This is a genomic window from Rivularia sp. UHCC 0363 (genome assembly GCF_034931125.1).
GTDB lineage: Bacteria > Cyanobacteriota > Cyanobacteriia > Cyanobacteriales > Nostocaceae > Rivularia.
In genome coordinates this window covers 17,029-33,111 of the sequence record NZ_JAYGHM010000014.1, presented here as the reverse complement: position 1 = coordinate 33,111, position 16,083 = coordinate 17,029, and the positions used below count along the sequence as shown (strand labels likewise).

1 protein-coding gene is annotated in these 16,083 nt (G+C 39.7%); it reads right to left on the bottom strand.

Going from position 1 to position 16,083, the window contains the following annotated elements:
* Positions 1 to 113 precede the first annotated feature (113 nt).
* Complete coding sequence (locus VB797_RS10280; protein ID WP_323237574.1) at positions 114 to 15,998, bottom strand: putative Ig domain-containing protein; 15,885 nt, start codon at positions 15,996 to 15,998, stop codon at positions 114 to 116.
* Positions 15,999 to 16,083: the final 85 nt, after the last annotated feature.

Sequence of the window (16,083 nt, the reverse complement as noted above, 5' to 3'; positions counted from 1 at the left end):
TTTCCCCTGTTGGGGAATTTTTTCTTGCTCCCCTCAAACCTCTGGATTATCGCATTTACCAAAAAAAGCCCACCACAAGGTAGGCTTCGCTTTGATATGTACTATATTTCTACCTACACAACCTGAAAACTAGCTTTGACTATCACGTCATTAAAGTCATTATCGCCACCACCTGCTAAGTCTTCAAAACCCCATGTGTTATCCCCAAGTAAGCGGATGTGGTCTACTTTATCCGAGTTACCCGCAATATAGGAAGTATAAACCTTACTAAAATCACCGTTGATATTACCGGGATTTGCATCAGCGATGATGAAAGTTGCAAACAATGAACCACCTTCCAACGTATCTTGGATAGTCACCGATTGATTGTTTCCTACAGTCAAATCAACTCCTGGTATGCGTTGTTTGACTACCAATTCGTTGTAACCATCCTCACCGGGTTTTAATGTCTTCCCGGTTAACTCATCGGTAATGGTTCCTTGAGCGTCATCAACTTTGTAGAAACCAACGAAGTTGTTATAATCTGCTTCTCGTTGTAGGGTAAAGGTGGCTTTAACTTCTCTCCCCGTAAAGGATTCAAGGTTGATTAATTCTCCTTCTTGTTTTCCTTGATAATTAGCGATGAGGTTTTGTGTAGTTAGAGGTGTACTTTCTAACCCAAAGTTCATTACCAAGTCGTTGAAGGAATTATCGTTTCCTTGCTCCCAGTTTAAAGTGTAGATACCGTTGCTTTCTTTAACTTGTAAGTAATCTTTACTGTTAGCATTCGCTTCGTTGATGGAGAAGGTAACGTTACCAAAGTTATTTTTATTTAACGCACCATCCGCAGTACCGTTAGAAACATTGTAAAACGCTAATCTTTCTCCTGCACCTACTTGCAGTTTGCGAGTTAAATCAACACCTTTTAACAAATCGTCGGTTAAAGCGCTGAAAATCACTGAACCTTGTTGCAGTGCTGCTTGAGCAAAACCAGCTTCACCTGCTGCAATACCGTTAACTCGGTTATCTGCATCAACTTTAAATACTCCAACTTCGTTGACGCGATCGCTATTTTTGCCAGTCAAGGAGAATTTTGCAACAGAGACACCTGCATCACCTTCTATATTCCAAATGTCTTGATTAGTAGATTTACTCAAGCTTAAAGAAGTATTAGTTACTCCAGGTGCGCCTGGGTCAACTATAATGCCGTTGGCTGTTAAGTCAGCATCACCTCGTTTTCCGTCCACAAAGTTCAGTGTTATTTGGTCAGCTTTTCCATCATCGTTGGTATCAAAGAATTGAGCGCCCGTTTCACCATCGTAGAGGAATTCATACCAACCGTCTTGCTTGTTGTCCGGGGTTTGACCGTATTTCCAGAAAGTGTTGTAATTTTGGTCTTGGGGAAGTAATAAGTTGACGGTGGTAGCTGAACCGGGGGTTAAACCTTCTAATTTGAAGTCAATCACACCGACGGGGAAAGTTATACCTTGGTTCTCTGTTTCGCCGTTTGTAGTGATTGTGACATCACGCAGATTAGTGTCAGGAGCAGAAAAGATGGTAATTCTTTCGCCCGAAGCTACGTTAGCTTGTTGGCTATCAGCAATACCGTCTTTATTAGCGTCTCCTTTTATCGCTTCGATATTGTCGGGGATGCCGTCTTTATCTGTATCTTTAAGGACTTCTGACTCAACGGTAAATTCAAATTTTTCGCTGACGTTTGCACCTGCTTTGTCGGTAGCTGTGACAGTGACGTTATTTGTACCAAGTGCATTTTGACTGACTGTACCGCTAATGATTCCGGTTTGACTATCGATATTTAATCCGTCGGGTAAATCTGTAGCAGCGAAGGTGAGGATGTCGTCTACATCGATATCGCTGAATTTGCTGCTGATATCTAAGCTGAAAGGTTGGTTTGCTTTAGCGGTTTGGTTTTCAATCTCGGTTGCGGTAGGTGCGTCGTTAGTATTTTCTATCGTTAAGGTAAAGGTGTCGCTAACTTTTGCACCTTGTTTATCGGTTGCTACAACTTTGATATTGAGTGTACCAACGTTTTCGTTAATAGGAGTTCCGCTGATTGTGCGAGTTTCTGGATTGAAGCTTAACCAAGTAGGTAAGTTACTACCCGAATCCAAGGTGACAGAGTAAGTTAACTCGTCTCCCGTATCTACATCTTTGAATGTATTTTCTGGGATAGTAAAAGTAAATGCTGCGTCTTCCGTTGCGATCGCATCTAAAATTTCTTGATTGAGGGTAGGGGAATTATTGGTAGATGTATCGTCAATTTTTTCTACCTCCAGGGTAAATACATCGCTAACTGTTGTAAGTGCTTTATCTGTGACAATAACTTTGATATTGAGATTACCAACATCTGAGTTACTGGGTGTACCGCTAAAGCTGCGAGTTGAAGCATCAAAGCTTAACCAGCTTGGTAATGCGTTACCGTCTTCCAAGGTTACGGAATAAGTTAACTCATCGAGAGCATCCACATCGTTGAATGTGTTATCGGGGATGATAAAGTTGAAAACGCTATCTTCAGTTGCTTTTTGATTTGCGATCGCGCTTTCTAAAGTTGGTACATCATTAGTATTTTCGACTTCCAGCGTAAAGCTATCGCTGATGGTTTCTCCAAAGCTATCGGTTACGACAACTTTAACCTTGACTGTACCAACGTCTGAGTTAATAGGAGTACCGCTAAAGCTGCGAGTTGAAGCATCAAAAGTTAACCAGCTTGGTAATTCGCTACCATCTTCTAGAGTTACAGAGTAAGTTAACTCATCGAGAGCATCCACATCGTTGAATGTGTTTTCTGGGATCGTAAAAGTAAATGCTGCGTCTTGCGTTGCGATCGCATCTAAAATTTCTTGATTGAGTGTAGGAGGATTATTGGTAGATGTATCGTCAATTTTTTCTACCTCTAGGGTAAATACATCGCTAACTGTTGTAAGTGCTTTATCTGTGACAACAACTTTGATATTGAGATTACCAACATCTTCATTACTGGGTGTACCGCTAAAGCTGCGAGTTGAAGCATCAAAAGTTAACCAGATTGGTAATGCACTATCGTCTTCCAAGGTTACAGAGTATATTAACTCATCTCCCGCATCCACATCGTTAAATGTGTTTTCTGGGATAATAAAGTTGAAAGCGCTATCTTCAGTTGCTGTTTGATTAGCGATCGCACTTTCTAAAGTTGGTGCATCGTTAACTGGGTTAACGGTAATCTGGAAGTCAATGCTGTCAATATTACCATCTTCGCCATCTGTTACTTTGAAACTAAAGCTATCATTGTTAGTTTCACTACCGTTATGTACGTACTCCAGTCGTTCGTTATCGATATCATCCTGGGTTAAAGTATCATCGACTGCTAATTGAGTACCGTTGAGTCGAAGAATTCCGTTTTCGGGTAGATTAGTCAGTGTATATGTAATCTCAATCGCCGTATTATCTACATCGGTAACTTGCAATTCTTGATTGCTAATAACTGCTGTACCTTCTTCGTTGAGAGTTAAACCTTTGTTAACAGCTATCTCTGGTGTTTGGTTAACTTGTTGGTTGCCGAAGTTGATACCAGTGACGGTTTCACCGGAATTAACAGTAACTGTATGTACAAACCCTGAGACGTTATTGGGAATAAATAATGGTGTGTCATCTGAGTTAGTATCTGGTTGAACGCTATCTGGGTTTGAAATTGTGCTGTTGAGGTTGAGTATTCCTTCGGCAAGTGCCAGCATATCAACCCTGGAAAAGTCAAGTCCAGTATTGATAACGTTATCGTTTTCGTCATCCCCGTCGTTGATGGTAACGCTGGTGGTTTCCAGGAGATAGCGGAATTCACCGATAGTAAGTTTGCGACCAAGTTCTTGGGTAGCTATTTGCTGCGCTAGGACTGCAATTCCGGCAATATAAGGCGCGGCTTGGGATGTTCCTCCTTTAGTTGTGACACCACCATTGGCGTTTGCGGCTTCGATGGGAATCCCCGGAGCAAAAATATCGCTCATGGTTTCATCGCGTTGGGAGAAGTCTGCAATTTGGTCTGTGTCTTCCCTAACTGCACCAACTGCTATGACATTGGGGTCGGCTGCGGGGTAAGCTAGTCCTTGTTGACTATCAAATTTGGCAAAGTTATTACCGGCTGCGGAAGTGACAATTATACCCATTCCTGCTAAGGCTGCGAGTTCGTCACCAATTCCGTAATGAGAAGCGCTTGTATTCCAGTTTTGTTCGTCACCCAAGGAGAGGTTAATGCTGGCAATGTTATACGTGTTGGCGTTGTCAATTACCCATTGGAGAGATTCTTCTAAATCTAGGAAGTAGCCAGAACCACTATCTTTAAAAACTTTGAGGGCGATAATATCGGCTTTGGGAGCAACACCAGTGTAGGTATTGTCGCTAGAAGCAATTATACTCGCTACGTGGGAACCGTGACCGTTAATATCGCTAGCATCGGCATCGTTATCAGCGAAGTCGTATTGGTAAATAATGCGATCGGCAATACCGTTACCGTCGCTATCTGCACCAAAGAAGGGATGGTTAATGTCAATGCCAGTATCAATAATTACTGATACAAAGCCACTACCATCGATATTTGTAAAGCGAGAGTCATTACGGAAGTCATCAAGGTTAATTAAAGAACTTGCGGTTGTGGTTAAAGCTGTGTTGGTAGTTGTAATGGAGGTGCTGGGTGTATAGATGGGAGCATTTGAAGCGCTTGTAGTGATTGATTCTGGCGAGACGCTGCTGTTACCTGGGAAAGTTTGTTGCCAACCCGATTGGATAACTTCGGCAACGGTGTAGGTTCCGGGAACTAGGTTATTGAAGCTATAATTACCGTCAGCATTGGTTTGAGTGGAAGTTTCACCATTATCTAACTCACCGTTTTGGTTGGTGTCTAGGTAAATTGTCCAATCTGGTAAACCTGGTTCGTTGGTATCTTTGACTTTGTTACCATTAATATCATTCCAAACGGTTCCGCTAATTTCGACATCGTTATCTTGTATGACAACGTTAATATTGGGCAAAGTTAAACTATCGTAATTGCTGTCACTGCTGCTAATCGTATGGGTAATTATACTACTGCGATCGCCTTCGGGGATGGTGTCGTTAACTGCACTAATGGTGACTGTTTGAGGAATATTCCAGTTAGTAGCGGTAAAGATAAGACTAGTTTTATCAGTTATAATCTGGTCGTCAATACTTAAGTTAACGGTAACATCTTTAGTCGGTTGGGTTCTGAGAGCAAGGGTGTAGGTATCAATATTGCCAGCTTCACTTACCACTGTACTACCGTTAGTTTGTGTAAATATGATGCCGGGGGTTGGCGGTGCAGAAATAGTGAAGGAAATTGTTTTGGCAATATCGCCGCTATTCCCTGCATTATCTTGAATAGTGGTTGCGTCCACCTTGAGTTGATAATTACCAGGAGTTGCAGTTAACTCGTTTAAGCCATTAATGCGATAGGTGCTACCGGAAAGATATTCGATAGTGACCGTATCGGGGAGGGTTAAAATTGTACCATCACGAGTAAGGGAGATGTCGTTTCGATCAAAGGTGTTCGGATTAATGGTTTCAGAAAAACGAACATCCAGAGAATTTATTGGATCTAAAGTACTACTGGGAACATTGAGGAATTCAGTAATAGTGGGTTTAATAGTATCGGCAAATAGATTTAACTGAGTACTAGTAGTGTTTCCAGCAGGATCTTGGACTCGAATTTCTATTTCACGCGCCCCAGGAGAAGAAAATTGAACTATTCCGCTAAAAGTGGTACCAGTAACAGTCGCTTGTCCCAGATTTTGATTAGTGGTTTTGTCGTAAAAGAAAACTTTTAAGTTAGCTTCCCCTAAGTCTCCACTGATTGTAGGAGTAGTGGTGTTAATCCGAGTTTGTCCACTAATAGCTTGTCCCGATATAACAATATTTGTAGGTGCAATTGGTGCATTGGTATCCATAATCCAAGTTTCGGACTGAGTACCTGTGCCTGTATTACCCGCTAAGTCTTGAATACCGCTTCCATTAACAGTAAGACTGTAGTTTCCTTCTGCGGTAGTTAAACCAGCTAAACCGTTAATTCGGTAAGAATTATTGTTGACAAAAGAAACTGTTACCCCACTGGTAATTATGTTAGAACTACCGTCACGAATCAGGGTAATATCTTCAAAACTAAATGTACTTAGGTCAATGGCTTCGGAAAAAGTAACATCAAGTGAAGAGACAGGTGTGCTGCGCGGATTTACTTGGAGGTCAATAATATTAATCACGTTCGGTGGCGTATTATCTTGGTCGCCAGTAGCGATTTTTAGCCAAGTTTCCGTCAGTGAACCCGTACCAATGTTTCCGTCTAAGTTTTCTATTCCAGTAGTATTAACAGTTAGTTCATAGTTGCCATCACTACCAGTGAGATTTGCTAATCCTGTAATTTGATAGTTAGTAGCAGATAAAGGAGTAACTGTAACTCCAGCAGTAATTAGATTAGAACTACTATCACGAGTTAAGATAAGGTCGTTGTAGTCGAAAGTATTTGCTTTAATTGCTTCGGAAAATTCAACGGTAATAGCGTTAACAGAAGTAGAACGAGGATCTGGGGTGACATCAACGATATCGGTAACAAAAAGACCGCCGGAAGTATAAATAATCGTGTAGTCTGTGTTTTCTGCCGATTCGTGGTAATCGAGTAAGTGGAGTATATTTTCGTAAATAGGACGACCTGTTGCGGGGAAGGTACGGTCAGTTGTCCAAATATTTTCGAGATTGATTTCTGTGCCATCACCTCGTAATACACGTTCAATCTCGAATTGTCCATCACCGGGATCTGTTAAGCGAATATAATTCCAACCGCTATCAACGCTGGTACTAACTTGAACTTCTAAATCAAGATTGTTGGCATTTCCGTCAGCAGTCACATTGGGAATAGTCGTAACGGGTGCAGTACCACCACTGCTGAAGTAAAGGGTATCTGGGTATAAATTTGCATCAAATTCATCGTTAACAAGGAAGTCTGGGAGGTCGTCGGGGTTGGAATGAGTGACTTTTACCTTGCGGGTGAGTTCGTGAATATTGACTTCTTTGATTAAGGAAAGTTCTTGATTACCCAGACTATTAATATGTTCAAAGGTAGCTTTATATTCAGTAAATTTACCTTGCAAAGAAGATTTGAGCAACCAATCGGCAACGGCTGTTTCTCCAGCTTCGATATTGCCAAAGTTGACGCTTAGAGATGGGGTAACGTCTTGATTATTTACCTGGGAACCAATGATGTTGAAATCAATTAATAACCCTTTCTCATTCTCAACAATCTTAGGTTGACCGGAAGTGATACGGAGGTCTTTGGCAATTCCTTTTCCTTCGTTACGAACTAAAACAGCGAGGGAATAGGGAACAGAAGTTTCTATTTTGTCGGTAAAAGGGTCATCCCCAAAGACATCCCGTTGATGAAAATAGTCGAGGTAAAGTTCTGCTTGGGGATAGACAGTGACAGGAGTGGAAAGCAGAGGAACATTAATAACTTGACCATTTTCGGTATAGGAAAGTGTACCGCCGATGCTGTATATAGTTGGAACTTCAGGTGCAGCGAGATTTGTGGGAATGAATGTCCATTGGGCGCTACCTATGCCTTCATCTTCGGGTGTATTGGGGTTATCTCCAGTTAATATACCTGTTCCATCTACAGCAGTGATATTTTTTAAGGTGGGGTTAGTAACGCCAAATAGGTCATTAACAACATTACCGTTTGCGTCTTTAACTTGGAGCGTGACGGAAAGATTTTCAAGCTTAGTAGAATTGCCATTGTCGATTTCTAACTCGCCAAGAAAAGCAGAACGGGTCATTACAGCTTCTTGGTCAATTTTGATTTTGACTTTGGCACAGACACCACCATCGTTACTCAATGCGTCTTCTAGTTCTTCTGCTTTTTGAGTGATAGCATCAATAATATCGATATAACCTTCTGCTTGAGTCTCTTCAACTGCTTTATCTAAAGCATTTTGAATCGGTTCGATGCGGTCAAGTGCTAAAAAGTCTTGACTTTGACCTGTTGGTACATCGCTTGAATTTATTATTCCCGAACTCCAATAATCAATAGTTCGATTCCATCGGTCAATAAATTTATTGACATCACTACCAGTGATGGGGGTAGGTAGAGGAAGATTTAATAGTTCATCTCTTTCTACATCGGAGATTTTTACGGGATCTGTTTCACCAAATTGGGTATTAGCCAGAAAAGTAGCAAACCATTCAGTAAATTCAGGAGATGTTATCGCACTCATCCAAGCTTCATCACCAAAAAATGCTTGCCAAGAGTCATAAAGTTTTGATAGACGTTCTATGGATAATTGTAGATTTTCAACCCCTTGGTTGATTGGTGAGACAGTAGCACTGACAGAAAACTCACTTTGAGTAGAAGGAGTGGAAAGAGCGTCTTTATAGTTGTTGTATGTGTCGAGTACATCAATAAAAATCCCTAAACCCTTAACAACATTACCAGCTGCTTTAGTAAATTTAGTTTTGGTTGTACTTTTTTCACCATTGATGCCATCAACTCCTTCTTGTAAACCTGTTTTTATTAAGTCATCAGGCTTGCCATTGGCTGTTTTTGCTACGGCAATAAAAACCGATGAGACTTTAAATGCCCACCCAATTGGTCCAGGAATATAACTACCAGCAGTGAGTAAAAGATTAGCAGTAGCTTGCTTAAGTTTCTCAGTGCGAGGATCGCAGTTTTCTGGTGATGTAAGATTAACCTCAGTTGGGAAAAGTATGCTTTTTCTACCACTGTTGCCTCCGCCACCACCATTGTCCCCAGCGCCACTACCACCTCCACTACCACTACCTGTAAATGGGAAAATAAGTCCATGAGGTAAAACTTCTAACTGACCGCAGTTCCCATCAACATTAAAAATAGGTACGGGTACTGCCCTTTCAATTTTCACTCCATTACATTCGTAGTCATAACTAATTCCCGTAGGTAAAAAACATGGAATATCTATTGTTGTAGAGGATATTCTTAGTTCACCATTATTAGGCGTTAAAGTATCAAAATCAGCAATCCGAGTGATTTTTAGCGGGATAGTAATTGAACTTTTTGCTGCTAGTTCATCAACGCTATCAACTAATGATTCAACTTGATAAAATGGATGAGTGCCGATACTCAAGGCTAGATCGTGGGCAGAAATTAACCCCTGATTAGTCACTTTAAGAGCGACTTGCATTACTTGCCCAACAGTTTTTAGCTCGGCAAAGTCTAGAGAGCTTGGTTCTATTACAACTGTGGGTACAGGTACATCTGTTTCAAATTTAGTTTCGACTGAAATATTGTATTCATCTTGAATTTCTGTTGGTGTAACCGTCCAAATATAAGAAACTGTTTGACGCGAAATAAATGCATCGATATTTTCTGTTTGACCAGCGCTAATGAAAATATTACGTTCGTAGAGGTCATGTTTATCGGCGCTAATCTTAAGTTTATAATAACCTTCCGGTAAATCAGTTTTCGTTAGAGAACCATCCGCGTCAGTCTCCGAAAACACCTCTGTACCAGTAAATGCATCTTCTAATGTAATCTTGGCATTTTGCACCTTGGGTGAGCCTTCCGTAAAGAAAAACAACTCATCCACAACATTAATATTGATTCCACCTACTGCATCACTTACAGCCCGGAAATTAAACGGTAAAGATAAATCACCATCATTTCCCTCTGCATCCAAGAAAAGATTACCTTGATATTCAGTTAATGGTAAATTTGCATCTGGGGCTAACCGTAGGGTTACTTTCGTAGATTCACCAGGAGTCAAAGCAGAAATTGTTGCAGGAGAAGCTAAAGATAACCAAGGTGCATTAGGAAGCACAACCTGAATATTCTTAGCTGTTTCTCCTCCGTCATTGATTACTTCAAACTCTACGAATTTTTGATTTCCTCGTAACATTCCACTGGTAAGAGTATTAACAGAAGTTACCAAATTCGGAATAGTTCGTTTCAAATTAACGTTAACTGGTAAAGTCGCCGTTACTCCTTCTGTAGTAGTGAGTTTAAGATTAAATGTATCTTGAGTAACATCGGAATCATTAGGTGCAGTTATGGTATAACTGATGGTATTTTCACCCAAACTCGCCAAAGTTGTAGGGGTATTAACTTGAATATTCCAATTACTCGGCGCATCTTCAACAGTATAAGTAAGCCCATTTAAAGCAACATCTGTCAAGTTCTTTAAATTCGCTTGTGCAGTAAATGTCTTATCTGCAAATACTTTATGAGACGCGCTATTATTACCAAAACGCATTCCTAAGAGTTGAAAACTATCTTCTGCTGCTGTATCTTCATTCGGATTATTGGGGAAATAGGCATTAATTTGATAAGTTCCCCCCTCTCCAGGTAAAGGATTAAACACCTTAGCAAAATTACCATCAGCATCTGTAAAGGCGCTTAATTCTCTTAAAATCCCATTATTTTTAACTGCAATGGTGACAAATTCAAAAGAAATTGGTGAATTATCTATATTACTTAACGCTTGTCCGCGCAGAGCCACTGGTTGTCCGGCAATTCCTAATTCTGTATCAGTAGAGACAACAGCACGATAAGCTGGTAAAACATCAATCTTGTTAATAACTGTGTTGTTATTTTCGCCAAAACTACCTCCTTCAGGAATAATATTGGTAGCATCAGTATTTCCGATTAGATAATAAGTTCCAACATTTTTAGGGGTAAAGAAAGTTACATTTCGTTCGTAGAACTGCCCAATGGGAATATTAGCAGTAATATTAAATTCCCCTAGTAACTGATCCTGACTATCTAACTGAGTATCTTTTGATAAGTAAATTCTGTTTACTAAGGGATTTTCTGGAGTAGTAATAGCTGTTGCTATACCTTTGTTTTCAACTTTATAAACAAAACTTGCTTGTTTTGAGGTTAATAACGGTGTTGTCGCAGCAAGGTTAGAAATTACTAAATCCGGTACATCAATATCCGTTACCGCAATTGTACGAAAACTATTACTGAAGCCTGTAGCTGATGCCGTAATATCAACAGTTTGCGTTCCATCAGGTACTCCATCATCAATCGTATCAATATTAAAAGTGGCAGAAGCTTGATTAGCTAAGATAGTGACTTGAGCAGGTACGCTTGCTTCAGTTGTGTCGCTAGAAGTTAATGTGACAATTAAATCTTCATCAGTAACGATGTTACGGGTAACAGTACCTACTGCGGCGTTATTACCAGCATTTTCGGCTAAAGTATCTTTATTAGTTGATAGGAGTAAAGTGGGAGTTTGACCGTTATCAACAATGGTCAAGGTTGCAGTACTCTGAGTACCTATTGTTGCTCCACCCGTTGGGTTGGTTAAGTTTAGCTTAACGGTTTCATCTGGTTCTACAAGAATATCGTTATTAACCTGAATTTCAACTGTCTTGCTAGTTTCTCCCTCAGCGAAGGTGATAGAAATTGGAATGTTATTGTAATCACTTGGCGCAGTAGCTGTTTCATCGGTAAGCGTAATAGTAGCGCCCACTTCCCCTATCAACCTTCCATTACGGGTTACAGTAACAGCCGCTATAACCTGCCTATTTTCTTTAATGCTATAATTAACTGCACTAAAAGCTAGTTCTACATCATCATCCAAAATTGTAATTACCGCAGTACCTTGATTACCAATGGTTGCGCCAGCAGTGGGGTTGGTAAGACTAATGGAGAATGTTTCATCTCCTTCAATTTTGGAATCATTACGAATGCGGATAGCGTTGCTTCCCCCTAAACTTGCTAATTCAACGGGGATAATCTTACTTGCTTCACCGTCTGCTAAAGTTACGGTAAATGAACCATTATAAAAGTCATTATTAACCGAACTTGCCGCACAAGCACAACCTTTCGCTGTGTCATCGGTGAAGTTAATCGTAGCACTTACTTCTCCTGTTAACTTTCCTGCGCGAGTGACGATAATGTTAGCAATCGCAGTTCCATCTTCACGGACAGTATAGTTGCCTGTACTAAAGTTTAGTTCAATGTCATTATCGGCGATCGCCACAACCGCAGCATTTTGATTCCCAATAGTCGCACCACCTGTTGGATTTGTAAGGGTAAGATTAATTGTCTCTGTCCCTTCAGCAAAAGTATCGTCAGTAACAGGAATGTTAATTATTTTAGATGTAGCGTCTCCATTGGCAAAGGTGACAATAATTGGATCGTTATTATAATCACTAGGCGCGGTTGCACTAATATCCCTTAAGAAAATCGTCGCGCTAACTTCCCCATAACTTCCCTGAGTGCGTGTTACAGTAACAGCAGCAATCGGAGTACCATCTTCATTAACGCTGAATTCGCTAGCACTGAAGGATAAAATACCAGGTGAGTTTATTGATATTTGCTTTGCTAAAACATTATTAGTTTCATCAGTTTCATCTTGATAGTTATTATTATCTGTAACGAAAAACAAATAATAATTATCTTGTGTAGCTGTACTAGGCAGTGTGACATCTTGGGTAATAGTGTAGCTAGTTTCTCCTTTTAATGGGGTTTGTGTGTCAATGTAATGGCTTGCAAGAACCGTATCCAAGCTGTCCAAGGTTGCATCGCTCGAAAGGTAGACATAATCATACCAATCTGCTGAAGCTGTAAAAATGTTTTGGTTCCTGACAGTCCAAGAAACTTCAATGGTTGAACCCTCATTCGCTGTATCAGGTACAATCGCGCTATTAACAACCAAATCCGAATTCCCTAGTTGAATCTCTACCGCTCGGACATTGTTGCTTTCATCCGCTTCATTTTGAGACTTAGAACCGTCCGTAATAAACAACAAATAACGATTACCTGGTGTCGTCTCACCAGGAATGACTGCGTTTTGAGTAACTGTATAACTACCACCTGCTGCCAAAGGTGTATCATTTTCTGCCCAATAACTGGTAACGAAAGTATTGCTAAGTTCGGAATCACCTTCATTAAATACTTGGTCATCGGAAAGGTAAACGTAGTCAAAATAATCAGCAACAGCAGCACCATTACCCTGGTTAGTTACAGTCCAAGACAACTCTATAGTTTCACCTAAAGCAGCAGATGTTGGACTTGTTGCAGCAATGATTTCTAAATCAGGTGCGGATATATTAATTGCTACTGCTTGGACATTGTTACTTTCGTCGGTTTCATCTTGAGACTTAGAACTATCTGCAACAAATAATAAATAGCGATCGCCAGTTCCCAGAGAACTATTAATATTGATATTCTGTGTAGCGGTATAGCTATCTCCAGGAGCAAGGGGAGTATTAGAACCTGTCCAGTAAGAAGTTACGGTTGTATCCGTATCATCAAGAATCTCATCATCGGAAATGTATACGTAATCATACCAATCAGCAGGTGCAACCGAATCACCTGTATTCTCTACCGTCCAGGAAATTTCTACTGTCTCGCCCCATGATACCTGTTCCGGTGAAGTTATAGTAGATACTACTAAATCTGGTAAACCCAAGGTGATAGCTGCTGCGTACACGTTATTATTTTCGTTGGTTTCACCTTGAAACTTAGAACCATCTGCAACAAATAATAAAAAGCGATTACCTGTTGCCGTCTGCGTAGGGATTGTAACGTTTCGAGTAGCTGTGTAACTAGTGCCTGCTGCTAATGGGGTGCTTTCTCGCGCTCCATAACTGTTAAGAAGTGTATCGTTGTTGTCAAGAATTTGGTCATCAGAGAGGTAAATGTAATCATTCCAGTTAGTAGGTGCTTCAGAAATTCCTTGATTAGTTACAGTCCAAGATACGGAAACGGTTTGTCCAAGCGCGACATTAGAACTTGTTACGCTTGCGTCAGAAACTACCAAATCCGGCGCACCAATTGAAATTTGTTTTGCTAAAGTATTATTGGTTTCGTCAGTTTCACCTTGGTTGCCGTAGGTATCGTTATAGTAAAAACCTCGATCTGTTGCAAAAATCAGGTAGTAATTCCCCGTATTAAAATTCTTAGAAATAGTGATATCTTGGGTAACTGTGTAGTCAGTATTTGAGGCTAGTGGAGTATTTTCACCTGCCCAAAAACTACTAATGGCAGTATCGTTTACATCAAGAATATCATCCGTAGAAAGGTAAACATAATCATACCAATCGCTAGGCGCAGTAACGCTACCTTGGTTTTTCACAGTCCAGGATACGTTGATACTTTCACCTAAAATCGCAGATTCAGGAGCAGTAGCATTCTCTACTACTAAATCCGGCGCACTGATTGAAATTTGCTTTGCTAAAGTATTATTAGTTTCGTCCGTTTCAGCTTGATTATCATCATTATCGGTGACAAATAACAGATAGCGTCCATCACCTATCTCAGTATTTATTGGGATAGATATATTCTGCGTAATCGAGTAACTTTTACCAGATTCTAAGGCAATTTGTTGTGTAGTAGAAAAACTGCTGACAAAAGTGTCTGTATTATCAAAAACAGTGTCATTAGAAATATAAATATAATCAAACCATTCACTAAAAGTAGTTCCGTTACCTTGATTCGTCACATCCCAAGTGACTTCAATTGTCTCACCTAAAATAGCAGTTTGTGGAACTATAGCATTTGTTACTACCAAATCTGGAGTTACTGATGCCCTCAAAGTGTAATTACCAGTCGCGCTACTAGCAAAGCTAGTAACTCTAACTATATAATTAACGTTTTCTTCTGGAGTAAAAGTTAGCTGAGAATTAAGTCCAGAGCCTCCATCATCATTATCAGAAATTAGCTGCTGAGTGTCGGCATTGATTAGCTGTAAGTAGGTATCAAAATCTGAAGAATTCAAATTGAGTACGACAAGTTCTCCAACTGTAAAATCCGTAAGGGTATAATCGTCGCTAAAGTGACCAATACGAATGGGATTATTACTATCTTCTTGACTTAATGCACCTGTAATAACACTATTTTTAGTAGAAATAGTTCCTACTATATTGGCATTAGGTCTACTCAGATTAATAGGAAGCGCGTAAACATTATCAGCTTCATTGGTTTCAACTTGTTCATCATCTTCATCAGTAACAAACAACAGGTAACGATTGCCAATACCAATATTATCAGAGAAATAAAACGATTGGGTAGTAGTGTAGCTTTCTCCACCTGCTAAGGGAGCGAAGGGAATATTATCTCCAGTATCTTCAGAGGTAATATCAATATCAGAACCATCAATAAATTCATCTTCAGAAAGATAAACTGCATCGTACCACTCATTTGCTGTAGTGGTTTCCGTTCCCTGGTTTTCAACAGTCCAGGAAATTTGGATGGTTTCACCCAAAGTAATAACATCAGATGCTAAAGCATCTGTAACTTTTAAGTTAATGTTTGGTGTTTTCTTACTAGTAGCACTTAAAGTATAGTTCCCTAGACCCTCATCTTCATCACTGGAAACCTCTACTATATAGTCAATATTATCCTGAGCGATGAAACTTAATTGAGAATCCGTTCCTCCACCAAAGTCATCATATATTTTAATCTCTTGCAGCGTATTTCTATCAAATAGAAACAAGTCAGTATAAAATTCAGGAGAAGTCAGATTAAGAGTAACAAAATCCCCTGGCTTAAAATCAGTTATCCGATAAAGTTCATAATAGTAATTCTCAAATTCTATATCTTCGCTATTTAAAACACCATTGATACTACCATTATTTGCAGAAATATTACCAGCAATATTTGGAAAGTTAATTGGAAATTTAACTTCTATAGCATGAGAGTAAAAATTATTTGTTTCATCTGCTTCTGTCTCGTCATCATCATTATCTGTGACAAACAGTAAGTAGTAATTTCCTGGTGTTGCAGCTGGGATATAAATATTTGTATTTACCTCATAAATCCCTTGAGATTCTAAAGCTGTTGAATTATCTTTATAAAAATCATTAATAAATATATCATCTTCATCAAGATTTTCATCAGTAGAAAGGAAAATCTCATCAAACCAATAAGAACTTGTAGTAGTTTGTTCTCCTTGATTTTCCACAGTCCAAGAAACTGGTATTTCTTCCCCAATAAAAGCAGAATCTGAAGCGATAACATCCGAAACAACCAAATCTGATAATTTCATGACTAGTTTCCAATGAATTTTGATGATGTATTTAGAAAATGCAATGATAAATTTTTAAATAGCCGTCGAAATAAAAACTAATGCA